The 23,365-nt window shown below is 71.2% G+C and carries 20 protein-coding genes; 6 read left to right on the top strand and 14 right to left on the bottom strand.

Annotation, left to right across the window (positions count from 1 at the left end; genetic code table 11):
- Window positions 1–70: 70 nt before the first annotated feature.
- Window positions 71–1,444 carry a PAS domain-containing protein gene (locus AC5P1C_RS08205; protein ID WP_493865012.1) on the top strand — a complete coding sequence of 458 codons (1,374 nt, stop codon included), beginning with the start codon at window positions 71–73 and terminating at the stop codon, window positions 1,442–1,444.
- A 293-nt stretch (window positions 1,445–1,737) separates the two neighbouring features.
- Here the strand turns inward: AC5P1C_RS08205 and AC5P1C_RS08200 are convergent, their stop codons facing one another.
- The 4 genes from AC5P1C_RS08200 to AC5P1C_RS08185 are packed head-to-tail and all read right to left on the bottom strand — an operon-like array spanning window position 1,738 to window position 5,202.
- A complete protein-coding gene (locus AC5P1C_RS08200; RefSeq protein ID WP_493865011.1) occupies window positions 1,738–2,955 on the bottom strand; it encodes an ABC transporter permease in 1,218 nt (405 codons plus the stop codon).
- Window positions 2,952–3,653, bottom strand: a complete 702-nt coding sequence (locus AC5P1C_RS08195; protein WP_493865010.1) for an ABC transporter ATP-binding protein — start codon at window positions 3,651–3,653, stop codon at window positions 2,952–2,954. The genes AC5P1C_RS08200 and AC5P1C_RS08195 overlap by 4 nt, the downstream gene beginning before the upstream one ends.
- On the bottom strand, window positions 3,650–4,717 hold the full coding sequence (locus AC5P1C_RS08190) for an efflux RND transporter periplasmic adaptor subunit (protein ID WP_493865009.1): 1,068 nt from the start codon (window positions 4,715–4,717) through the stop codon (window positions 3,650–3,652). The genes AC5P1C_RS08195 and AC5P1C_RS08190 overlap by 4 nt, the downstream gene beginning before the upstream one ends.
- Window positions 4,714–5,202, bottom strand: a complete 489-nt coding sequence (locus AC5P1C_RS08185) for a hypothetical protein (protein ID WP_493865008.1) — start codon at window positions 5,200–5,202, stop codon at window positions 4,714–4,716. The genes AC5P1C_RS08190 and AC5P1C_RS08185 overlap by 4 nt, the downstream gene beginning before the upstream one ends.
- 132 nt (window positions 5,203–5,334) lie before the next feature.
- On the opposite strand from AC5P1C_RS08185, the gene AC5P1C_RS08180 reads away from it, so the two are divergent.
- Window positions 5,335–6,003: a response regulator transcription factor gene (locus tag AC5P1C_RS08180; RefSeq protein ID WP_493865007.1), complete on the top strand. Its 669-nt coding sequence runs from the start codon at window positions 5,335–5,337 to the stop codon at window positions 6,001–6,003.
- Between the two features lie 92 nt (window positions 6,004–6,095).
- Entirely contained in the window at window positions 6,096–7,265 is a 1,170-nt protein-coding gene (locus tag AC5P1C_RS08175; protein ID WP_493865362.1) for a sensor histidine kinase, read from the top strand.
- A 14-nt stretch (window positions 7,266–7,279) separates the two neighbouring features.
- Here the strand turns inward: AC5P1C_RS08175 and AC5P1C_RS08170 are convergent, their stop codons facing one another.
- Window positions 7,280–8,044 (bottom strand): SIS domain-containing protein, encoded by a 765-nt coding sequence (locus tag AC5P1C_RS08170; RefSeq protein ID WP_493865006.1) that lies wholly within the window; start codon window positions 8,042–8,044, stop codon window positions 7,280–7,282.
- A gap of 228 nt (window positions 8,045–8,272) precedes the next feature.
- On the opposite strand from AC5P1C_RS08170, the gene AC5P1C_RS08165 reads away from it, so the two are divergent.
- Both AC5P1C_RS08165 and AC5P1C_RS08160 read left to right on the top strand, forming a co-directional pair.
- Window positions 8,273–8,965 carry an iron-dependent transcriptional repressor DtxR gene (locus tag AC5P1C_RS08165; RefSeq protein WP_493865005.1) on the top strand — a complete coding sequence of 231 codons (693 nt, stop codon included), beginning with the start codon at window positions 8,273–8,275 and terminating at the stop codon, window positions 8,963–8,965.
- A gap of 612 nt (window positions 8,966–9,577) precedes the next feature.
- Window positions 9,578–10,441, top strand: a complete 864-nt coding sequence (locus tag AC5P1C_RS08160; RefSeq protein ID WP_493865004.1) for an alpha/beta fold hydrolase — start codon at window positions 9,578–9,580, stop codon at window positions 10,439–10,441.
- 64 nt (window positions 10,442–10,505) lie between these two features.
- On the opposite strand, the gene pdxH is transcribed toward AC5P1C_RS08160, so the two are convergent.
- Window positions 10,506–11,231 (bottom strand): pyridoxamine 5'-phosphate oxidase, encoded by a 726-nt coding sequence (gene pdxH, locus AC5P1C_RS08155; protein WP_493865003.1) that lies wholly within the window; start codon window positions 11,229–11,231, stop codon window positions 10,506–10,508.
- 314 nt (window positions 11,232–11,545) lie between these two features.
- Here pdxH and AC5P1C_RS08150 point away from each other — a divergent pair, with 314 nt between their 5' ends.
- Window positions 11,546–12,646 (top strand): citrate synthase 2, encoded by a 1,101-nt coding sequence (locus AC5P1C_RS08150; RefSeq protein ID WP_493865002.1) that lies wholly within the window; start codon window positions 11,546–11,548, stop codon window positions 12,644–12,646.
- Between the two features lie 96 nt (window positions 12,647–12,742).
- Here the strand turns inward: AC5P1C_RS08150 and AC5P1C_RS08145 are convergent, their stop codons facing one another.
- The 8 genes from AC5P1C_RS08145 to AC5P1C_RS08110 all read right to left on the bottom strand — a co-directional run bounded on the left by AC5P1C_RS08145 (window position 12,743) and on the right by AC5P1C_RS08110 (window position 22,480).
- On the bottom strand, window positions 12,743–13,342 hold the full coding sequence (locus tag AC5P1C_RS08145) for a TetR/AcrR family transcriptional regulator (protein WP_493865001.1): 600 nt from the start codon (window positions 13,340–13,342) through the stop codon (window positions 12,743–12,745).
- Window positions 13,330–14,064, bottom strand: a complete 735-nt coding sequence (locus AC5P1C_RS08140; protein WP_493865000.1) for an enoyl-CoA hydratase family protein — start codon at window positions 14,062–14,064, stop codon at window positions 13,330–13,332. Before AC5P1C_RS08140 ends, AC5P1C_RS08145 begins: the two co-directional genes overlap by 13 nt.
- 34 nt (window positions 14,065–14,098) lie before the next feature.
- Window positions 14,099–15,280, bottom strand: a complete 1,182-nt coding sequence (locus AC5P1C_RS08135) for an acyl-CoA dehydrogenase family protein (protein WP_493864999.1) — start codon at window positions 15,278–15,280, stop codon at window positions 14,099–14,101.
- Complete coding sequence (locus AC5P1C_RS08130; protein ID WP_493864998.1) at window positions 15,277–17,157, bottom strand: acetyl/propionyl/methylcrotonyl-CoA carboxylase subunit alpha; 1,881 nt, start codon at window positions 17,155–17,157, stop codon at window positions 15,277–15,279. Before AC5P1C_RS08130 ends, AC5P1C_RS08135 begins: the two co-directional genes overlap by 4 nt.
- 35 nt (window positions 17,158–17,192) lie before the next feature.
- Complete coding sequence (locus AC5P1C_RS08125; protein WP_493864997.1) at window positions 17,193–18,794, bottom strand: acyl-CoA carboxylase subunit beta; 1,602 nt, start codon at window positions 18,792–18,794, stop codon at window positions 17,193–17,195.
- Window positions 18,791–20,515, bottom strand: a complete 1,725-nt coding sequence (locus tag AC5P1C_RS08120) for an acyclic terpene utilization AtuA family protein (protein WP_493865361.1) — start codon at window positions 20,513–20,515, stop codon at window positions 18,791–18,793. The genes AC5P1C_RS08125 and AC5P1C_RS08120 overlap by 4 nt, the downstream gene beginning before the upstream one ends.
- 56 nt (window positions 20,516–20,571) lie before the next feature.
- The gene (locus AC5P1C_RS08115) at window positions 20,572–21,372 is read right to left on the bottom strand and encodes a TIGR03084 family metal-binding protein (protein ID WP_493864996.1); all 801 of its coding nucleotides are present in this window, start codon (window positions 21,370–21,372) and stop codon (window positions 20,572–20,574) included.
- A gap of 76 nt (window positions 21,373–21,448) precedes the next feature.
- A complete protein-coding gene (locus tag AC5P1C_RS08110) occupies window positions 21,449–22,480 on the bottom strand; it encodes an EamA family transporter (protein WP_493865360.1) in 1,032 nt (343 codons plus the stop codon).
- Between the last annotated feature and the right edge of the window lie 885 nt (window positions 22,481–23,365).

The raw sequence follows: 23,365 nt of genomic DNA, 5'->3' as shown, positions 1-23,365 counted from the left end.
CTGACGTGCGGTACATGCAGAACTCGCAGAACATGCAGCTCATGAGGACACGGCCTGCAGGGGGTGCCAGGTGAGTGCTTCCCGGCGTAGCGGAACCACCGACGAGCTGGGGCCCGAAGAACCCGAGCCCGGTGGGGCCGAATTGCTCGCGGCACTGCTGGACGGGATGGACGCCGCCCTGTGCGCGTTCGACTCCGATGGAGTGGTGACGCACTGGAATCGTGAGGCCGAGCGGATTCTCGGGTGGTCGGCGGCGGAGGCCGTCGGGCGGCAGGGGTTCGCGGGGTGGGCGGTGCGGACCGCCGATGCCGAGGAGGTCCAGGCACGGCTCCTGTCGGCCATGGAGGCCCGCGGGCGGCAGGTGCACGAGTTCGCGCTCCTGACGAAGGACGGCGGGCGGGTACTCGTGCGGACCCAGTCCGCGGCCGTGCGGGGCGGGGACGGGAAACCTTCCGGGGTGTACTGCGCGTTCAGCGAGGTCCACGCGCAGATCGACCTGGAGCGGTCCATCGCGCTGAGCGAGGCCCTGTTCGACAGCGCGTCGTGGGGTGTGGTGCTCGTCGACGCCGATCTGCGTCCCGCCGTGGCGAACGAACACGCCGCGCGGGCGCTGGGGATGGGGCGTACGGCTCTGCTGGGGCGGCCCCTGGGTGAGCTGCTCGGGCAGGGTGTGGAGGAGCTGGAGAGTGCGCTGACCCATGTGCTCGCGGAGGGCGCGCCGCCTGCGCCCGCCGAGATGTGGGTCTCCGTGCGGGCCACGGAGAGCGGTGAGCCGGAGCGGCGTTGCTGGCGCAGCGGCTTCCTGCGGCTCGCTTCGCCGCTCGCGGAGGAGCCGGTGCCGCTGGGGGTGGCCTGGCTCTTCCTGGACGTGACGGAGGCCAAGCAGACCGAGCAGGACGCGGCGCAACTGCGCTTCCGCTCGCAGCAGTTGCACCGGGCCGCGCGGGCGGCGGGCGAGTGCGAGGATCCGACGGAGGCGGCGACGGTCCAACTGGACTTCGCACTGGCCGGTTTCGCCGACCATGCGTTGATCGATCTGGTGGCGGGCGAGGGGGATCCGGTGCGGCTCGTGCGTGCCGCGGCCACGCCCGCGGGCGCTCCCGGCCCTTGCCTTCCGGTGGCCAGGGCGGGCCTGCCCGTCCGCTACCTGGAGGGCCACCCTGCCCCGCAGTGCGTGGACCGGGTGGGTTCCGTACGGGCCAGCGCGGGCACCGCACCGCCGGAGCGCGCCCGTGAGTGGGCGGCGGCGAGGCAGTGGCCGGAAGACTCCGTGCATGCGCTGTGCGCGGTGCTGCGTAGTCGGGGGCGGACGTTGGGGGTGGTGACGTTTCTGCGGGGCGCGAGCCGGACGCAGTTCGAACGGGCGGATGCGGTGTACGCGGAGAGCGTCGCAGCGAGGGTTGCGGCATCGCTCGACCTGGCCCACACGCTGGGCCGCGGCTGACGGCTCCCGCCGGGGGGCCGCTTCCCTGCGGGGGGGGGGGGCTCCCTGCCGGGAGGGCTTCTCTGCCGGGAGGGCTTCCCTGCGGGTGGGCGGGTGTTCAAGGCCGCCGCGTTTCTGCCGGTTGGTGGGCGGGGGTTCAAGGCCGCCGCGTTTCTGCCGGTTGGTGGGCGGGTGTTCAAGGCCGCCGCTGCGCGGCGGATCTTTCCCGCCCACCCACCCGATTGCCCCGCGGTACATCGGGTGGGTGATCGCCCGCTGCCGGGCAAACGGCCTGAAACCCGCCCGCCCGGCGGCTAGGCCGCGTGCAGTGCCAGTGTCGGGGAGAGCCGCGCCGCCCGTACCGCCGGGTACAGCCCAGCCACCGTCCCGATCACCAGCGTCGCCCCGAAGCCGCCGCTCACCGCCCACAGGGGGACCACCCAGGGAAGTCCGCCCGACACCGCGTACGCGCCCGTCGCCGCCGCGCCCAGCGCGATGCCCGCCAGGCCGCCGAGGCCGGACAGCATCAGGGACTCCGTCACGAACTGGATCCGGATCTGCCCCTTCGTCGCGCCCATCGAGCGGCGCAGGCCGATCTCGTACCGCCGCTCCAGGACTGAGATGATCATGGTGTTGGCCACCCCGACTCCACCCACCAGCAGCGCGATCCCGCCGAGGCCCAGCAGCAGCGTGGAGAACGCTCCCTCCGTCGCCGCCTTCGCCTTGAGCGCCGACGACGGGTCGGTGACCTGGACGTTCCGCGGGTTCTCCGGGTCGATCGAGGCCGCGAGCAGGCTGCGGACCTCGTGCACCGAGGCGTCGGTCGACCGCTCGTACACCGATGTCGGACGGCCGTCGAAGCCGAGCTCGCTCTTCGCCGCCCCCCAGCCCACGAGGGCCGAGCGCTCCACGTCGGGCGAGAGCGGCAGCGGGTCGAGGATGCCGACGACCGTGAAGTACCGGTCGTCCACCCACACTTGCTGGCCGGCCCGCGTGATGCCGAGGCGGTCCGCCGCGACGTGGCCGAGGACGATCGACGGGTAGCGGCTGTTGGCCGCGTTGAACCACGTCCCGTGCCCCATCTCCCCGCGCAGCACCTTCAGGAGCCCCTCGGTCGCCGCCTTGACGGAGATGCCGCCGGTCTCGTCCTCGGGGATCTTCTCGCTGCGCCGCACGGTGCGGTCGATGTCACCGGTCGCGCCGACGTCCTCCACGCCCTTCACCCGGGAGACCCGGCCCGCCGCGTCCCGCGGGAGCACCACCTTCTCCCCGGAGAACATCGGCTCCCCCGGCGAGGCCACCAGCATGTTCGTGCCCAACTCGTCCAGCTCACGCATGAGTTGCGCCTTGCTGGAGGATGAGATGCCTACCACCGCGATCATTGTGGCGATCCCGATGGCGATTCCCAGCGCGGACAGCACGACCCGCACGGGACGGCTGCGCAGCCCCGCCGAACCGACGTGCAGGACGTCCCTCGGCCCGAGCCGCGCCGCCTTCAACCGCGGGTTCCTGATCTTCTTCGTACGGATCATCCGGCGAGCACCCCCTCACAAGGCGCGGCACGCACATCCGCGACCACCTGCCCGTCCCGGATCCGCACCTGCCGCGGCAGCCGTGTCGCGATCTCCGTGTCATGCGTGATGACGGCGATCGTCGCCCCCTCCGCGTTGAGATCGTGCAGCAGCTCCATCACCGCCTCGCCGGACGCCGAGTCGAGCGCCCCGGTCGGCTCGTCGGCCAGGAGCAGGTCCGGCGCTCCCACCACCGCACGTGCGATGGCCACGCGCTGCTTCTGACCGCCTGAGAGTTCGTGCGGGCGGTGCTTCATTCGGTCCGCGAGGCCGACGCGGTCGAGCGCCTCCGCGGCTCTCGCGCGACGCTCTCCGCGCGAGAGCCCGGAGTACAGGAGCCCTTCCGCCACGTTGTCGCGCGCGCTGATCCCCGGCACCAGATGGAACGCCTGGAACACGAAGCCGATGTGCCGCGCGCGCAGCGCGGAGAGGCTGCGGTCGGCGAGCGTGGCGACGTCGTGTCCGGCGATCGCCACCGAGCCCTCCGACGGGCGGTCGAGGGTGCCGATGATGTGCAGCAGCGTCGACTTGCCGGACCCGGAGGGGCCGACGATGGCGAGGAGTTCGCCCTCCTCGATCCTCAGGTCCACGCCGCGCAGGGCGGCGACCCCGCCCGGGTACTCCTTGGTGACCCCGCCCAACTCCACGACGGCGCTCATATCTTGGGCACCCCGACCTTCATTCCGTCCTTCAGACCGCCGCCGGTCACCTCGACCCGCCCCTGCCCGAACATGCCGAGCTCGACCTTCACCTGGCGGGCGCGGCCGTTCTCGACGACCTGGACGCCGTAGCCGCCGCCGGGCAGTGCGAGCAGGGCGTTGACGGGGACGGAGAGGACGTCCTCGCGGGTCTCTCCGGTGAGGTTGACCGTCACCGGGGACTGGTCGAAGCCGTCGACCTTGCCGGGGTCGTCGAAGGAGACGGTCACCGGGATCTTGGGGGTCTTGTCGGCGGGGTCGTCGCCCGGCTTGGCGGTCTTGCCGACGGAAGCGACCTCGCCCTTGACCGTCGTGCCGTCCGGCAGGTCCACGGTGACCTTGGTGCCCACCTTGGCGAGCTTCCCCTCGGCGACGTCGAGCTGGAACCGTACGACCCGCTCGGAGCCGGTCGTGCTGAGCACCGGTTTGCCCGGCGCGACCTGGTCGCCGACGGACGACTCGGTGGACTTCACGCGGACGCCGCCCGGCGAGAAGGCGATCTGGTCGGGGCCGACGCGCCCCGTCTGCTTGCGCTCGTGCGCCTTCTGCCACTGCTTGACGGCGGCCGCCGTCCCCGCCGTGTACTCGTCGTCGACGGCGAGCCCGGCCCCGTACCCGAGCGCCTGGAGGTTCTCTTCCAGCTGCCGTACGTCGTTGCCCTCGTCGCCGGTCTTGAGCGTGCGGTACATGGGCTCGGTGCCGTACATGAGGCGCACCGGGGCGCCGTTGACCTCGTACAGGCGTCCGTCGCGCTCGATGGTCGAGCCGCTGCCCGGCGACCAGGTGAGGGTGCCGGTGGTGCCCGCGTTGATCTTGCTCTCCTTGGCGTAGCCGAGGGTGCCGTCGGTCTGGGTGCCGCTGCTGAGGTCGCCGCGTTCGACGGGGGCGGTGGCCGGCGGGAGTCCGGTGTCCCGGCTGACGGACTTGTCCTTGCCGTTGTCGGCGAGGGCGGTGACGGCGACGCCGCCGCCGGTGATGGCGAGCAGGGCCACGACGGTGGCGACGACGGCGGTGCGGCGCCTCACGCGACGATGTCCTTGCACGCCTTGGCGGCCTTCTCCATCTTCTTCTTCTCGGCGCCCTCGGGCATTTTCTGGGCTTCCATGGCGCCGCCGTCGAACTTCGGGTCGGGCATGTTGTAACCGTTCTCGCGCATGCACCGGGCGTACTTCAGCATCTTGTCCTTGTCGGCCTGGGAGACGGAGCCGCCGCCCGCGCCGCCGCTCTTGCCCGAGTTGCAGGCCTTCATGGCGGCCTCCATCTTTTCCTTGCTCAGGTCGCCGCCGATGGTGATCCCGTGGGTGTCCTGGCCGGACTTGGGCTCGGACACCTTGAGGCCGTGCTTGCGCAGGCACTCGCGCTCCTTGAACGCGGCGTCGGCCTGCTTGCCCTTGCCGCCGTCGGCCTTGTCCTGGCTGCTGTCGCCGCCGCCGGACGAGCAGGCTCCGGCGAACAGGGCGAGTGCGGCGAATCCCGTTGCGATGGCCGTTGAACGCGTACGAGTCCTCATGACGTCCCCTTCACTGGTCGCGTAGTCGCGTTGTCACGTCGACGCGCACAGGCTGACGGGAAGGGAGGTTTCGTTTCTCTCAACGGAGACGCTTACACCGACGAAAGGTGCACTTCAGGTACACAGGGCCGCATGCGCGTACTGCTGGTGGAGGACGAGGAATTCCTGGCCGAGATGATCGCCGACGGGCTGCGCCGCGACGCGCTCGCGGTCGACGTCGCGGCCGACGGCCTGACGGCGCTGCGCAAGCTCCAGCTCGGCGAGTACGACGTCGTCATCCTGGACCGGGACCTGCCGGGCCTGCACGGCGACGAGGTGTGCCGCAGGGTGGTGGGGCAGCGGCTGCTCACCCGGGTCCTGATGCTGACTGCGTCGGCCACGATCCGGGACCGGGTCGCGGGCCTGGGTCTGGGCGCCGACGACTACCTGACCAAGCCCTTCGCGTACGACGAACTCCTCGCCCGTGTCCTGGCCCTCGGCCGCCGCACGCGCCCCGCGCTCCCGCCGGTGATCGAACGCGCGGGCGTCGTCCTGGACACGGCCCGCCGCCAGGCAAGCCGCGACGGCCGTCATCTGGCGCTCTCCCGCAAGGAGTTCGCGGTCCTGGAGGCGCTGCTGCGGGCGGAGGGCGCGGTGGTCAGCGGCGACGACCTGATCGAACAGGTCTGGGAGGAGGACACCAGCTACCGCACGAACGCGGTCCGCGTCACCCTCTCCAAGCTCCGCACCAAGCTGGGCGAGCCCCCGGTGGTGGAGACGGTCCCCGGCGCGGGCTACCGGATCACGGGCTGGTCGGCGTGAGGCGCTTCGGCGAGGCGCGCTCCGGGGGCCGCGGCTTCCGCGTCGGCGGCCTCAGCAGCGAGCGCGCCCGCCTCACCGCCCTCTACGGCGGCATGCTCGTCCTCGCGGGCGGGCTGCTCACCGGGCTCGTCTACTTCCTCGTACGGCAAGGGCTGTACTCCTCGATCAGTACCGCCGTCACGACCGCGGTCCCCGCCCGGCGGCTGAGTCCGCCCTGGCAGATGCCGAGTCCGACTCCGTCCGCCTCGGTCGCCAGGACGTTGCCCACCGACGGCGTCACGTCCGCCGACATCGCGCAGGGGCTCGCCGTCACGAAGATCAGCGATGTCGCCGAGCAGGCGGCCCTCAGCAGGCTGCTCACCGTCTCCGTCATCGTGCTGTTCGTGTACGCGGCGCTCTCCATCCTCCTCGCCTGGTGGATGGCGGGCCGCGTACTGCGCCCCGTGGCCGTGATCACCGGCACCGCGCGCCGCCTGTCCGGCGAGAACCTGCACGAGCGGATCGCGCTCGACGCCCCGCCCGGCGAGCTGAAGCAGCTGGCCGACACCTTCGACGAGATGCTCGGACGGATAGAGCAACTGGTCAGCGCGCAGCAGCGGTTCGCCGCCAACGCCGCCCACGAGCTGCGCACCCCGCTCGCCGTCCAGCGGGCCGCCGCCGAGATCGGTCTCGCCGGTGAGCCCGACGCGCGGCAGGTGGCCCGGATCCGTACGAAACTGATCTCCGTCGCGGACGACAGCGAACATCTGATCGAGGGGCTGCTGCTCCTGGCGACTTCGGAGCGGGGTCTGGAGCGCAGGGAGCCCATCGCGCTGGACGTGATCGCCGACGCGGTGACGGAGGGGCTCGCGGGCCAGGCGGCCGAGCTCGACGTCACCCTCGTCCTGCACGCGGAGCCGCTCACCGTGTTCGGCGACGGGGTGCTCCTGGACCGTCTCGTGCACAACCTGGTGGCGAACGCCCTGCACTACAACGTCAAGGGCGGCCGGGTCGACGTGCGCACGGGCCCCGACGGCGTCGAGGTCACCAACACCGGCCCCGTGGTCCCGCCGGAGACCGTCCCGCACCTCTTCGAGCCCTTCCGGCGCCTTCGGGAACGTACGCACGCGCGCGGGGAAGGCTCGGGCCTCGGCCTGTCCATCGTCGACGCGATCGCCCGCGCACACGAGGCGCAGGCGACCGCCGAGGCGAACGAGGCGGGGGGCGGGCTCAGCGTGCGGGTGCGCTTCCCCACGGACCCGCAAGGGCCTCGGCGGAGGTAGCCGGCGGCGGTGGCTCAGCGGCGGTAGAAGATCCGGTCGCCGTACTCCTCGAAGACCCGGCCGTTCCACTCGTGACCGCCGTCCACGTTCGCCGACCGCAGCAGCGGCGGCTCGACGCCCCGGGACGCGAGCTGCTCGACGGCCGTCGCCGCCATCGCCTGCATGATCGCGTTCGAGACGACGCTGGATGCGGGGCCGAAGGGCGCCTCGACGGAGTCGATGCTGAGCTCGCCGTCGCCGAGAGCGATCTTGGAGTCGATCACGACGTCGCAGTGGTCCTTCAGGAAGGTGCCGGACCTGTGCCGCGACTTCGTCTCCGTCGCATAGACCACCGACGTCACCCCGATGACCTTCAGGCCGAGCGCGCGGGCGTTCATCGCCATCTCCACGGGCAGGGAGTTCCGCCCGGAGAGCGAGATGATCACCAGTACGTCGCCGGGGCGGGCCGGCGAGGAGTCCAGGACGGCGCCCGCGAGCCCGTCGACCCGCTCCAGGGCGGAGCCGAGCGTGGCGGGCATGACGTCGATGCCGACGACCCCGGGGACGGCGAGGAGGTTCATCAGGGCGAGGCCGCCCGCGCGGTAGACGACGTCCTGGGCGGCGAGCGAGGAGTGCCCGGCGCCGAAGGCGAAGAGCCTGCCGCCGGCCTCGACCGCGTCGGCGAGGAGCGTGCCCGCCGCCTCGACGTTCCCGCCCTCCTCGTCGCGCACGCGGCCGAGCAGGCCGATCGCGGCGTCGATGTACTGACCGGCCAGCTTGCTGTCGCTCTTCGAGCCCATGCGCCGAGGAACCTTTCCGGGTACGTATGTCTTGTACGTATTTCCTGCACGTATTTCCCGTGTGCCGCGGATCACGGTGCGGTCTGGACCAGTGCCCTGTCAATACGGCCCGAGCACCCCGTCGAGACCGTCTGGGCCGGGTTTTCCCCCGGCGCGATCCGGTTGTCAGTGGTATGCGTCAGAATTGGGGGCAGGGCCGGCCGCACGAGAGAAATCTGAGGGGCACCCATGTCGGGGCTGATTGACACCACTGAGATGTATTTGCGCACCATCCTCGAACTGGAGGAGGAAGGTGTGGTGCCCATGCGCGCCCGGATCGCCGAGCGTCTCGACCAGAGCGGGCCGACGGTGAGCCAGACGGTCGCGCGCATGGAGCGCGACGGCCTGGTGGCGGTCGCGAGCGACCGTCACCTGGAGCTGACCGAGGAGGGCCGCAGGCTCGCCACCCGCGTGATGCGCAAGCACCGCCTCGCGGAGTGCCTCCTTGTCGACGTGATCGGCCTGGAGTGGGAGCAGGTCCACGCGGAGGCGTGTCGCTGGGAGCACGTGATGAGCGAGGCGGTGGAGCGCCGCGTCCTGGAGCTCCTGCGCCACCCCACCGAGTCTCCGTACGGCAACCCGATCCCGGGCCTTGAGGAGCTGGGCGAGAAGGACGGGGCGGACCCGTTCCTGGACGAGGGCATGGTCTCCCTCGTGGACCTCGACCCGGGCGCGGAGGGCAAGACCGTCGTGGTGCGCCGCATCGGCGAACCGATCCAGACGGACGCGCAGCTGATGTACACGCTGCGGCGCGCGGGCGTGCAGCCCGGCTCCGTGGTGAGCGTGACGGAGTCCGCCGGCGGGGTGCTCGTGGGCAGCAGCGGCGAGGCCGCGGAGCTGGACGCGGGGGTCGCCTCGCACGTCTTCGTGGCCAAGCGCTGAGGCAGGCAGGACCGGGCGGTGACGTCCACGACCCCGGGCGACGGCGGAATCCGGCTCCCGTTACCGGGAGTTCGCGTCAACTAGCGGTAACTGTTGGGCAGTTGTGAAGACTCCGGGATGGAATGGGGTCCAAGATTCAGTGTGCGGAATCGCAGCGCCCGGACGTTTTGCGTGCGAGGCTGTCGCGAGAGGCATATGACCTGAGGGCTCTTGTCCGTGTCGGCGCCGGGTCTGGCCGTCACGGCCGTGGGAGGGGGCAGGAGGATGTGCCCATCTGGTGAGCGGGAGCGCGTGGGCAAGCGGGGCGTATCCGCACGCCCCTTACACACTGAGGGCCCCGGCGCCCTTGAGCGCCGGGGCCCGTCCTCCCCTGTTCTGACCCGGAGCCCCGAGCTCCCAGGGTCATCCCCCTCGGACCGTTTTCCCCGAGCGGCCCGCCTCCCGATGAAGATCTCCCCTCGGCTGCGGCGGCCAATCCTTGAGCGTGGTCACTCGAACGAGGGGTGTTGCCGGCGATCAGACCGCTTTCGAAAGGGAGTTCGATAGCGTGCGGGGGTGCGAGACAGAACCAGGCGTTCAGCCCGAGAGGATTCAAGGGGGGTGCCAGGAACCATGGTGCGGCGCATTGACGTGACGGGCGCGGGTGGCGTACGCCTCGCCGCCTGGGAGTTCGCCGATCCTCCCAAGTCCAGGGAGGCCGACGGGCCGCCCGGAGGTGTCCTGTTACTGCACGGCCTGATGGGCCGGGCATCCCACTGGGCGGGCACGGCCCGCTGGCTCGCCGAACGACATCGCGCGGTCGCACTCGACCAGCGCGCGCACGGGCAGAGCGACAAGCCCCCCGAGGGCCCCTTCACCCGCGACGCCTACGTGGACGACGCCGAGGCCGCGCTCGTCCAGCTCGGTCTCGCCCCCGCCGTCCTCATCGGCCACTCCATGGGAGCGCTCACCGCCTGGCAGCTCGCCGCGAAGCGCCCCGACCTCGTCCGCGCCCTGATCATCTGCGACATGCGGGCCTCCGCGCTCGGCGCCGCCTCGCAGCGCGAGTGGGAGGACTGGTTCAAGGCCTGGCCCGTGCCCTTCGCCACGCTCGCCGACGTACGGAAGTGGTTCGGCGAGGACGATCCCTGGGTCGAGCGCCCCAACCCCTCACGCGGCGAGTTCTTCGCCGAGGTCATGGCCGAGGGCCCGGACGGCTGGCGCCCCGTCTTCGACCACGACCAGATGCTGAAGTCCCGCGAGACGTGGGTGTACGACGCCCACTGGGAGGACCTCACCCAGGTCCAGTGCCCCGCCCTGGTCGTCCGCGGCCTGGACGGCGAGCTGGGCCGCGCGGAGTCCCAGGAAATGGTCCGCGTGCTGCCCCGCGGGGCGTACGCGGAGGTGGCCGACGCGGGCCACCTGGTGCACTACGACCAGCCGGAGGCCTGGCGCGAGGCGATCCAGCCGTTCCTGGACGGGGTCCTGACGGGCTAGCGCACGGCCCTCGGGGACTACCAGGGGGTGCCAGGGACCGCCAGGGACCGACCAGGAGCCGCCTTCAAGGGCTGAGCCGTTCCACGGACCAGCGGCCCTGCTCGGCGCGTGCGTACCGCAGACGGTCGTGCAGGCGGTTCGCCCTGCCCTGCCAGAACTCCACGCTCTCCGGTTCGACCCGGAAGCCGCCCCAGTGCGGGGGCGCGGGCACCTGCTCGCCCTCCGGATAGCGCTCCGCCAAGTCGGCGTACGCACGGTCCAGTTCATCGCGCGTGGCGATGACCGATGACTGGGCGCTGGCCCAGGCGCCGAGCTGGGAGCCGTGCGGGCGGGTGCGGAAGTACGCCACCGTCTCCTCCCGGGCGACGCGCATCGCCGTGCCCGTGACGATGACCTGGCGTGCCATCGGGTGCCAGGGGAAGAGCAGCGCGATGTTCGGGTTCGCGGCGAGCTCGCGGGCCTTGCGGGACTCGTAATTGGTGAAGAAGACGAAGCCGCGCTCGTCGAAGCCCTTCAGGAGGACCGTGCGCGAGCTGGGGCGGCCTCCGGCGTCCACCGTCGAGACGACCATCGCGTTCGGCTCGTGGAGCAGGCCGTCACCGGCCGCCCCGAGCGCCTGTGCGAACCACTGCGCGAACATCTCGACGGGCGTGGCGGGCAGCTCCGTCTCGACGAGTCCGTCGATGCCGTAGTGGGCACGGATCGCGGCGGGATCGGAGGCAGAGGACGCGGAGGAGGCGGGCACGGCATCTGAGGAGGCTGCTGCGGAGGCGGCGGCTCGATCGGTCACGCGGTCATCCTGCCGTATACGAAGGGACGGTCGACGGGCGGTCGTGCACCATGGAGGGTGACGTGTGGCACTGAGTGCCGCATACCATCGCCAAGGGTGGCACCAAGGGATATCGTTCCGCTGCCGAATCGGTTGGGTGACCACCAGCCGGGCGGGGCATCACCGGGGTGACCGATCCGGACCGCGAGTCGAAAACCGGATGCCAGAGAGGTACCGGCAGACCGCGGAACCGGACCGAGAATGCCCACTTCTGACACATGGTCACGAGCTGTCTGTCACCACCATCTGTCGTACACATCACGAGGAGCCGCCTGATGTCCGACTTCGTACCCGGACTTGAGGGAGTCATCGCGTTCGAGACGGAGATCGCCGAACCGGATAAGGAAGGCGGCGCGCTTCGCTATCGCGGCGTCGACATCGAGGATCTGGTCGGCCACGTCTCCTTCGGCAACGTCTGGGGCCTGCTGGTCGACGGCGCCTTCAACCCCGGCCTGCCGCCCGCCGAGCCGTTCCCGATCCCGGTGCACTCCGGGGACATCCGCGTCGACGTCCAGTCCGCGCTCGCGATGCTCGCCCCCGTGTGGGGCCTGAAACCGCTCCTGGACATCAGCGAGCAGGAAGCCCGCGACGACCTCGCGCGCGCCGCCGTCATGGCCCTCTCGTACGTCGCCCAGTCCGCCCGCGGCCAGGGCCTGCCGATGGTGCCGCAGCGCGAGATCGACAAAGCGGACACGGTCGTCGAGCGCTTCATGAAGCGCTGGCGCGGCGAGCCCGACCCCAAGCACGTCCAGGCCGTCGACGCGTACTGGACGTCGGCCGCCGAGCACGGCATGAACGCCTCCACGTTCACCGCCCGCGTCATCGCGTCGACGGGCGCGGACGTGGCGGCGGCGCTGAGCGGGGCCGTGGGCGCCATGTCCGGCCCCCTGCACGGGGGCGCGCCCTCTCGTGTCCTCGGCATGATCGAGGAGATCGAGCGGACGGGGGACGCGGTCGCGTACGTGAAGCAGGCGCTGGACAAGGGCGAGCGCCTGATGGGCTTCGGCCACCGGGTGTACCGGGCCGAGGACCCGCGGGCGCGGGTCCTGCGCCGTACGGCGCGCGAGCTCGGCGCTCCTCGCTTCGAGGTGGCGGAGGCGCTGGAGAAGGCCGCGCTCGACGAGCTGCACGCCCGCCGCCCTGACCGCGTCCTCGCCACCAACGTGGAGTTCTGGGCGGCGATCGTCCTCGACTTCGCCGAGGTGCCGGCGCACATGTTCACGTCGATGTTCACGTGCGCGCGGACTGCGGGATGGTCGGCGCACATTCTTGAGCAGAAGCGGACGGGGCGGCTTGTCCGCCCCTCGGCGCGGTACATCGGGCCCGGGACGCGGGACCCGCGTGCGGTCGAGGGGTACGGGGACATCGCGCGCTAGGGGGGCCTTGGGCGCCGTCATCACCGGCTTCGCCGAGTTCGTCCTCGAACGCCGGCCGGGCTGAAACCAATCAGCCCGGCCGGCGTTCGAGGCCGCTCAGCGCAGCGCCCCCTCCACCAGCTTCGCCCACTCCCGCACCACCCGCTCCCGCCGAGCCGCGTCATCCGTCAGCAGGTTCGCGAGGCCCAGGCCTCGCGCCATGTCCAGGAGCCCCTGGACCGTTTCCCGCACCCCGGGGCGTGACTCATCGGCGCCCAGCAACTGCAGCGCTATCCGGTGCGTCTCGCGGCCCACCCGCGCCTCCAGCTCCGTCACCCGGGAGCCGAGTTGGGGCTCATTCGACGCCGCCACCCACAAATGCAGCGCCGCCCGGAACAGCGGACCCGTGTAGAGATCGACCAGGGCAGCCACTACAGCCCCCCGGTCCTGCGCGGGAAGCGCCCGCAGCGCAGTGGACCGCTGCTCGGCCACGTACTCCACCGCCGCCGTGAAAAGGTCCTCCCGCGTCGGGAAGTGGTGCTGGGCCGCACCCCGCGAGACACCGGCCCGCTCGGCGACCACGGACACCGTGGACCCCGCCCAGCCGCTCTCGGCGAGGCACGCCACCGCCGCCTCCAGGAGCCGCTGCCGCGTCGCACGGCTGCGGTCCTGCTTGGGCGAGCGGTCGGCGCGGTCGGCCGCCGTCACAGCACCCATGGGCACTCCCGTCGTTCAAGGAACGCCCCCATCCCCTCCCGGGCCTCCGCCGATGCGAAGAGGCGCGCGGACAGGGCGATGAGGGAGTCCGTGTGGTGGTCGAATGCGTCGAGCACCCTAGCCGTGAGCAGCTTCTTCGTCTCCGCCAGGGCCTGCGGCGCCCCCTTCCGCAGCCCTTCGACGAGGGGTGAAAGCTCCGCGTCCACGTCGTCGCCCGCCACCGCCACCAGGCCGATCCGCGCCGCCTCCGCCCCGCCGAAGCGCTCCCCGGTGAGGAAGTAGCGTGCCGCCGCGCTCGGGTCCAGGCGGGCGAGCAGCGGCATCGAGATCACCGCGGGCGCCACCCCGATCCGTACCTCCGTCAGCGCGAACGACGCTCCCGGCCCCGCGACCGCCATGTCGCACACGCCGAGAAGCCCGAGCCCGCCGGCCCGCACATGCCCGTCCACCCGCGCCACCACCGGCTTCGGCAGCTCCACCATCTGCCGGAGCAGCCCCACGAACACGGCGGGGTCCGGCGGTTCACGCAGATCGGCGCCCGAGCAGAACGTCGAGCCGGTGTGCGTGAGGACGACCGCTCGTACGTCGGGGTCCTTGCCGCAGTCGTCGAGCGCCTGCGCGAGCCCGGACAGGAGCCCCGCCGAGAGTGCGTTGCGGTTGGCGGGGTTGTCCAGGGTGAGCGTCACGATGCCGCGCTCTTGGGGCGCGTTCACAAGTCCCATATGAACTCCAGCAGTTGACGGCGCGAGCGAGGGCTCAGTACGACTTGGGCAGGCCAAGGGTCTGGTGCGACACGTAGTTGAGGATCATTTCCCGGCTCACGGGAGCGATCCGCGCCACCCGCGACGCCACGATCAGCGACGCGATGCCGAACTCCTTCGTCAGGCCGTTGCCGCCCAATGTGTGCACCGACTGGTCGACTGCCTTCACGCACGCGTCGGCAGCGGCCAGCTTCGCCATGTTCGCGGCCTCACCGGCGCCCATGTCGTCACCCTCGTCGTAGAGCCGGGCCGCCTTCTGCATCATCAGGCGGGCCAGTTCGATGTCGATGTGGCACTGCGCGAGAGGGTGCGCGATCGCCTGGTGGGCGCCGATCGGGCTCTTCCAGACACTGCGCTCCTTGGCGTATCCGACGGCCCGGGAAAGGGCGTACCGGGCCATGCCGAGCGAGAACGCCGCCGTCATGATCCGCTCGGGGTTGAGCCCGGCGAAGAGCTGGAGCAGCCCCGCGTCCTCGTCGCCCACCAGGGCCTCGGGCGGCAGCCGAACGTCGTCCAGGGTCAGCTCGAACTGCTTCTCCGCCGACTGGAGTTCCATCTCGATCTGCCGCCGCTGGAAGCCCTCCGTCTCGCGCGGGACGATGAAGAGACAGGGCTTGAGATTGCCGGTCCTCACGCCGTTGTCAGACACAGTTTCCGTGCGGCCCACGATCAGCGTCGCGTCCGCGATGTCGACGCCCGAGATGAACACCTTGCGGCCGGTCAGGAGCCAGTCGCCGCTCGCGGCGTCCTTGCGCGCCGTCGTCGTGATGCGGTGGGAGTTGGAGCCCGCGTCGGGTTCGGTGATGCCGAACGCCATGGTGCGGGTGCCGTCCGCGAGGCCGGGCAGCCACGCCTGCTTCTGCTCCTCGGTGCCGAAGCGTGCGATGACCGTTCCACAGATCGCGGGCGAGACGACCATCATCAGCAGGGGACAGCCGGCGGCTCCCAACTCCTCCAGGACGATGGAGAGTTCTGCAATGCCGCCGCCCCCTCCTCCGTACTCCTCGGGCAGGTTCACGCCCAGGTAGCCGAGCTTGGCGGCGTCGGCCCACAGTTCGTCGGGGTGGCCGCCGCCTTGGACGACACGGGTGAGGTATTCGCGGCCGTAGCGCTTTCCGAGTGCGGCGACCGCCGCGCGCAGGGCCTGGTGCTCTTCGGTCTCGAGGACGGTGCTCATACGGACTGTTCCTCCTGTGCGACGTCTACGACTGCGAGCAGGGCGCCGACCTCGACCTGGTGGCCGGGAGCGGCGTGCAGAGCGGTGAGCGTGCCGGAGGCCGGAGCGGAGATGCGGTGCTCCATCTTCATGGCCTCCAGCCAGACGAGGGGCTGCCCGGCGGTCACCCGCGCCCCCTCCGCGAGCCCGTCGGCCAGGCGCACGACCGTGCCCGGCATCGGGGCGAGCAGGGAGCCCGGCGACTGCCGGGTGGTGGGTTCGGGGAGCAGCGGGAGCGCGGTGAGGGCGGTGTTGCCGACGTACACGCGATCGTCGCCGTACCGGCTCACCCTGAATTGCCGCCGCACACCGCCCACTTCGAGCACGACAAGATCACCCGCCACGGAGAGCACCCGCACGCCTTCCGCGCAGAGCCCTTCCCGCGTGTGCCGGTAGCGCACCTCGTGCTCGGCGCCGTCCGGCTCGCTCCTGAAGAGCTTGACCTGCGGCTGCGACGCGAGGTTGCGCCAGCCGCCGAACCGCGAGCGCCCGTGAGCGTCGGCCAGGGCGGCGGCCAGCGGGGCGTGCGGATCGGGTGCGGGGGCGGCGAGTTCGGTGACGTACCGGTCGTAGAAACCGGTGTCCATGCGGGTGTCGACGAACTCCGGATGCCGCAGGGAACGGACGAGCAACTCCCTGTTGGTGACGGGCCCGTGGACCACCGCACGCTCCAGCGCACCCGCCAGTGAGCGCAGGGCCGCCGCGCGCGTGGGGGCGTACGCGATGGCCTTGGCCAGCATCGGGTCGTAATGCACGCCGATCGAGTCGCCGTCCACGTACCCCGTGTCGAGCCGCACGCCCGGCACCGATAGCCGGTGCAGCGTGCCGGTCTGCGGGGCCCACTCGGCCGCCGGGTCCTCGGCGTAGAGGCGGGCCTCGACGGCGTGTCCGCGCGCGGCGGGCGGCTCCTCCGCGAGCCGTGCGCCCTCCGCGACCTGGATCTGCAGCGCCACGAGGTCGACCTCGAACACGGCCTCCGTGACCGGGTGTTCGACCTGGAGCCGGGTGTTCATCTCCAGGAACTGCGCCCGGTCGCCCGCGACCAGGAACTCCACCGTGCCCGCCCCGCGATACCCGGTCACGCGCGCCGCACGCACGGCCTGCGCGTGCAGCTCCTCGACGAGACCGGCACCGAGTCCCGGCGCCGGGGACTCCTCGATGACCTTCTGGTGCCTGCGCTGGAGGGTGCAGTCCCTGGTGCCGAGCGCCCAGACGGTGTCGTACGCGTCGGCCATGATCTGCACCTCGACGTGCCGCCCACCCTCCAGATAGGGCTCGACGAAGACCTCGCCGTCCCCGAAGGCACGGGCCGCCTCCGCGCGCGCGGCGACCAACTCGCCTTTCAGGGCGCTCAGTTCACGTACTACGCGCATGCCGCGCCCGCCACCACCGGCCGCCGCCTTCACCAGGACCGGCAGATCGCCCTCACCGACGTCGTCCACGTCCATCGGCGCGATGGCCATGAGTTCCTTGGCGCGCGTCTTGGATGCCATGGATTCGATCGCCTCGGGCGGCGGCCCGATCCACACGAGCCCTGCGTCCAGAACGGCGCGGGCGAAGTCCGCGTTCTCGGAGAGGAAGCCGTAGCCGGGGTGGACGGCGTCCGCGCCGGCCGCCTGCGCGGCCTTCACGATGAGTTCGCCGCGCAGATAGGTGTCGGCGGGCGCCGACCCAGGAAGCCGTACGGCGGAGTCGGCCTCACGGACGTGCAGCGCGTCGGCATCGGCGTCGGAGTACACCGCCACGGTGGCGATGCCCAGTTCACGACAGGTACGGAAGACGCGGCAGGCGATCTCACCGCGGTTGGCGACGAGCAGGGTACTGATGGGACGGCTCATGGGAGTCATGGGGGTCACGGGGGTCATTGAGGTCCTCACATCCGAAAGACGCCGAAGCCACCGCGCGCGCCCTCGTAAGGGGCGGTGTGGACCGCGGACAGGCACAGGCCGAGGACCGTGCGGGTGTCGCGGGGGTCGATGACCCCGTCGTCGTAGAGACGGCCCGAAAGGAACATCGGCAGCGACTCGGACTCGATCTGCTGCTCGACCATGGCGCGCAGCCCGGCATCGGCCTCGTCGTCGTAGGGCTGCCCCTTGGCGGCGGCGGAGGCGCGGGCGACGATCGAGAGCACCCCGGCCAGCTGCTGCGGCCCCATGACGGCGGACTTGGAGCTGGGCCAGGCGAACAGGAATCGCGGGTCGAAGGCGCGTCCGCACATGCCGTAGTGCCCGGCGCCGTAGGAGGCCCCCATCAGGACACTCAGGTGCGGCACGCGCGAGTTCGACACGGCGTTGATCATCATCGCGCCGTGTTTGATGATGCCGCCCTGCTCGTACTCCTTGCCGACCATGTAGCCGGTGGTGTTGTGCAGGAAGAGCAGCGGAATGTCGCGCTGATTGGCCAACTGGATGAACTGGGCGGCCTTCTGGGACTCCTCGCTGAAGAGCACGCCCTGCGCGTTGGCCAGGATCCCGACGGGATAGCCGTGCAGGGAGGCCCACCCGGTCGTCAGACTCGCCCCGTACAGCGGCTTGAACTCGTCGAAGTCGGAGCCGTCGACGATGCGGGCGATGACCTCGCGCGGATCGAAGGGCACCTTGAGATCGCCGGGCACGATGCCGAGCAACTCGTCCTCGTCGTACTTGGGGGGCGCGACCGCGGCCACCGGATCGGCATACGCCTTGCGCCAGTTGAGCCGCTTGACGACCCGCCGGGCCTGCCGCAGCGCGTCCCGCTCGTCCTCGGCGAGATAGTCCGCGAGGCCGGAGGTACGGGCGTGCATCTCGGCACCGCCGAGCGACTCGTCGTCGCTCTCCTCGCCGGTGGCCATCTTCACCAGCGGCGGACCACCGAGGAAGACCTTGGCGCGCTCCTTGACCATGATCACGTGATCGCTCATGCCGGGGACGTAGGCACCCCCTGCCGTCGAATTGCCGAAGACGACGGCGACGGTCGGAATGCCGGCGGCCGACGACTGGGTGAGGTGCTTGAAGAGCGCACCGCCCGGAATGAAGATCTCCTTCTGGGACGGAAGATCGGCACCCCCCGACTCGACGAGGTGGATGGAGGGCAGCCGATTGGCATGCCCGATCTCGTGCGCGCGAAAGGCCTTCTTCAGGGTCCAGGGATTGCTGGCCCCGCCGCGCACGGTCGGGTCGTTGGCGGTGATCAGACACTCCACGCCCTCGACGACGCCGATGCCGGTGACCATCGAGGCGCCGACGGGATAGTCGCTCCCCCAGGCGGCGAGCGGCGACAGCTCCAGGAACGGCGTATCGGGGTCGAGGAGCAGCTCGATCCGCTCCCGGGCGAGCAGCTTGCCGCGCCCCCGATGCCGCGCGACGTACTTCTCGCCGCCGCCCTCAAGGGCCTTGGCCTGCTCGGCGTCGAGTTCGGTGAGCTTGTCCAGCATGGCCTCGCGGTGCTCGGCGTACTCGGCGCTCAAGGGGTCGAGCGCGGAGACGAGGACGGTCACGGGTGTACCTCCGTGGGTGCGATCGCTTCGGCCGCTTCTGTCGCTTGCATCGCTTCTCTCGCTTCTCTCGCTTCTCTCGCTTCGAGGAGTGCGACCGGTATGTCGATGTGGCGGGCGCGCAGCCACTCGCCGAGGCCCTTGGCCTGCGGGTCGAAGCGGGCCTGGGACGCGACGCCCGCGCCGAGGATCCCGCCGACGACGAAGTTCAGGGCCCGTAGATTGGGCAACACATGCCGCACAACGTCCAACTCCCGTGTCTCGGGAAGGAGTTCACAAAACCGCTCGACGGTCAGCTCATGGGCGAGCCACCGCCAGGCGTCGTCCGTGCGCACCCATACGCCGACGTTCGCGTCCCCGCCCTTGTCGCCGCTGCGGGCCCCGGCGACGAGACCGAGGGGCGCGCGGCGGGTGGGACCTGGCGGGAGTGGCGGGGGAAGGGGCGGCTGGTCAAGGTCCTCGAGTGCGAGACTGTCACCGGGGGCGGCTCCGACGGCGATCCGCTCACCGCCGGGCAGTACGGCGGTGTGCTCGACGGTGCCGCGCCCGACGTACGCGGCGTCGAAGACTCCGTAGGGCGCGCCCTTGCCCGGGGGCGCCGTCACGTGGAAGCCGGGGTAGCTGCCGAGGGCCAGCTCGATCGCGGCGCCGCTCAGAGCGCGCCCGACGGGATCCTGCTGCGGGTCGCGCACGACTAGCCGCAGCAGAGCGGAGGCGGCTTCCTCGCTGGATGCGTCGGCCCGATCGGTACGGACGAGCTCCCACGCCACCTCCTGCGGCCGGGACTTGGCCCGCTCAAGGGAGTCCTCCACCTGCGCCCGGACAAGATCGGCCTTGACCTCCACATCAAGCCCGGTGAGCACGAAGACCACTTCATTGCGGAAGCCACCGAGCCGATTCAGCCCCACTTTCAGATCGGGCGGCGGAAGCTCGCCCCGCACCCCGGCGACCCGGACCCGGTCGGGCCCCTCCTGCGTGAGGGTGACCGTGTCGAGCCGGGCGGTGACGTCGGGCCCGGCGTACCGGGCGCCTGCGGTCTCGTACAGCAGCTGCGCGGTGACCGTACCGACGTCGACGAACCCGCCTGTGCCGTCGTGCTTGGTGATGACGCTGGACCCGTCCTCGTGGATCTCGGCGACAGGAAACCCGGGGTGCCGCAGCTCACGCTGCTCGCGCTCGGCGAAGAAGGCGTAGTTGCCCCCGGTGGCCTGGGTCCCGCATTCGAGGATGTGCCCGGCGACGACGGCCCCCGCGAGCCGGTCGTACTCACCACCGCCCCACCCGAAGTGCGCGGCGGCGGGCCCGGTGACGAGGGCGGCATCGGTCACGCGCCCCGTGACGACGACATCGGCCCCGGCCCGCAGGCAAGCGGCGATCCCGGCGCCACCGAGATAGGCATGGGCGGTGAGCGCACCAGGAAAACGAGGCCCGAGATCATCCCCCTCCACATGGGCGACCCGCAGCCCTCCGACCCCCAGCCTCCCCGCCAACACCCGGACGGCGTCGGCGAGTCCGGCGGGATTGAGCCCGCCGGCATTGGCGACGACCTTGACGCCCCGCTCCTGGGCGAGCCCGAGGCACTCCTCCAGCTGCCGCAGGAAGGTCTTCGCATAGCCGCGCGAGGGGTCCTTGAGCCGGTCGCGCCCGAGGATCAGCATGGTCAGCTCGGCGAGGTAGTCCCCGGTGAGAACGTCGAGCGGCCCACCGGTGAGCATCTCCCGCATGGCGTCGAAGCGGTCGCCGTAGAACCCGGAAGCGTTCCCGACCCGCAGCGGCGCGGTCACCGCCCGCTCTCCCCGGCCTTGGCGGGCCGTCCGCGCCCCGGGGGCCCGGCGAAGGCCTGCGCGATGCCCAGCCACCGCTCGGCGTCGGCGCCTTCCGCACGCAGGGCGAGGTCGTCGCGATGCGCGCGCTGGGTGACGAGGAGGCAGAAGTCGAGCGCGGGGCCGGTGACGCGCTGTGCGGCATCGTCGGGCCCACTGACCCACAACTCACCGGAGGGAAGCACCAGTTCGACGCGGAAGGAAACCCCCGGCGCACTCAATCCCCGTACACCGAACGAGAAATCCCGGGCCCGAACGCCGATATGAGCGACGTGCCGCAACCGGTCCGTGGGCACCCGCGCGACGCCCAGCGCGTCGGCGACATCCTGGCCGTGGGCCCAGGTCTCCATCAGCCGGGCGGTGGCCATGGATGTGGCGGACATGGGAGGCCCGTACCAGGGGAAACGAGTGCCGCGAGGCGCGGCGGCAAGGGCCTCAAGGAGGGCATCGCGCCCGGCACGCCACCGGGAGAGCAACTCGCCGACCGGCAGCGCGGCACCTTCCGCGGCCCCGTCGTCGACGAAGGAGTCAGGGGCGGCGAGCGCTTCCTCGACCAGTTGCCCGAAGGCCTCGCCGTCGGTGACGGCGGTCAGCGCGGCGCGGTCGGTCCAGGCGAGATGGGCGATCTGATGGGCGATGGTCCACCCGTCGGCGGGAGTGGGAAGCGCCCAGCGCTTCTCGCTCAACCCTTCGACCAGTTGGTCGAGTTCCTCGCTCTCACGGCGCAGATCGTCGAGTACGGGCACAGCTTCGGACACGGAGCGCTCCCCTCGGGGCACGGCGGTGTGCCCCGGAGCATGGCAGCGCCCGGAGAAACAAGCAAGCGTGCTTGCATTACTTTCCGGACGTCTCCGGAACGGGCTCGTCTACGCCCTGGCCCTCCTGGCCCTCTCCCTTGGGAACCAGCAGGGCGGCGTCGGGAGCGGCCCCCGACACGACACCCCCGTTCGCACGCCCACGCCCACTGCGGGCACGCCCGCGCCCGACCTGGGTCCGGACGGCGCCCATGCTGGCGGCGATGACCAGCGAGATGGCCAGGGCCTCGTTCACGGAAAGGGCTTGATTCAGTACGAGGAATCCGGCGACGGCGGCGATGGCCGGTTCCAGGCTCATCATGATCGCGAAGGTGGAGGCGGGAAGGCGCCGCAGGGCGAGCAGTTCGAGGGTGTAGGGCAGCACGGAGGACATCACGGCGACGGCCGCGCCGAGCGCGAGGACCTCGGGCCGTACGAGCTTGTCCCCGGACTCGATGAGGCCGAGCGGCAGGAACAGGACCGCGGCGACGACCATCGCGAGGGCGAGCCCGTCGGCCTGCGGGAAGCGACGCCCCGTACGGGCGCTGAAGATGATGTACGTGGCCCACATGGCGCCGGCGCCGAGGGCGTACGCGACACCGACAGGATCAAGCCCACTGAATCCACCCCCACCGCCGAGCAGGAAGACACCGCAGAGGGCGAGCCCGGCCCACACCAGGTTCACGGCGCGGCGGGAGGCGAAGACGGAGAGGGCGAGAGGCCCGAGCACTTCAAGCGTCACGGCGGGCCCCATGGGGATCCGAGCGACGGACTGATAAAAGAGCCCGTTCATCCCGGCCATGGCCACACCAAAGGCGACGACGGTCCCCCAGTCGGCGCGCGAGTGCCCGCGGAGGCGGGGCCGGCAGACGATCATGAGCACCAGAGCGGCGAAGGCGAGCCGCAGGGTCACGATGCCGAGGGCCCCGGCCTTGGGCATCACGCTCACGGCGATGGCGCCACCGAACTGGACGGAGATGCCGCCCGCGAGCACCAGCCCGACGGGCCCGAGGGCACCCCAGCGCCCGCTGGGTGCGGCTTCCTGACCACTCCTCGACGCGTCCACAGCCAACCCTTCCACTTCTCCACTCTCGACCAGTCCATTCACCTGGACTGCCTCGTCCAAGGTAATGGACCCTGTCAGGATTGTGGAACCCTTTCACTGCTGTACGCAAACGGCGTCCATATTCCGGGGGTCTGGGGCTCCCCGGGGGCGGTGCGCTGACCCTGAGCCGGGGGGGCGGATGCGGCACCCTGCACCTGCGGGTGCGTGAACATGCCTCCCCACCCCGATTGCCCCGCGGTGACTGCTGAACGGGGCGAGGGCGGAGGGGTGAGGGCTGGGGCGTTTGTTCCCACGAAGGCGCAGGCGCATTGCGCGAAGCGCGCGCCCCCCTTCTGCGGGAACACAACTTTGCAAAAGTAGGTCCCCTCCCCCGGACCGCAGCAAAGTCCCACCGAACCCGGCCCGCACGCCTCCTTGCCTGAGACCTTCCTGCAAGCACCGCGCCGTGCTGGCCGGCCGGTGCAGGCTGGGCCTGCAAGAAGATCCGGTTGCTGGATGCCTGACGAAACCGGCACCCGTCTCCGGGGCTCCCGCGCACCCTCCCCGTGAGGACCCAACCCCAGAAGGCAGAAGGTCCGGGCCGCAGACGCGCGACAAGACCAACACCCGTCCCCAGTGCGCCCTCGTCACCCCAGCCCGAGACAGCCACCCCGGAAGATCCGGTCGGCAGACGCTTGACGAGACCGGTGTCCACCCCTGGAGCGACCGCGCGCCCCGTCCCCTGACGGTCACTCCAGAAGATCCGGGCCGCGCCCGGCAGCGAGGCCGGATGACCCAGCCCACCTTCCCCATAGCCCCGCTTCCTGGGCCGTCCGGTCGTCTTCCCTCGCGCGGTGGAGGGACGGGTGTCAAGGGTGGAGCGCAGCGGAATCGGCGCAGCCGACGCGACCG

Source organism: Streptomyces sp. A18 (assembly GCF_059026065.1).
Note: the sequence above shows the minus strand (reverse complement) of the source record. Positions and strands in the feature narration are given on the sequence as shown.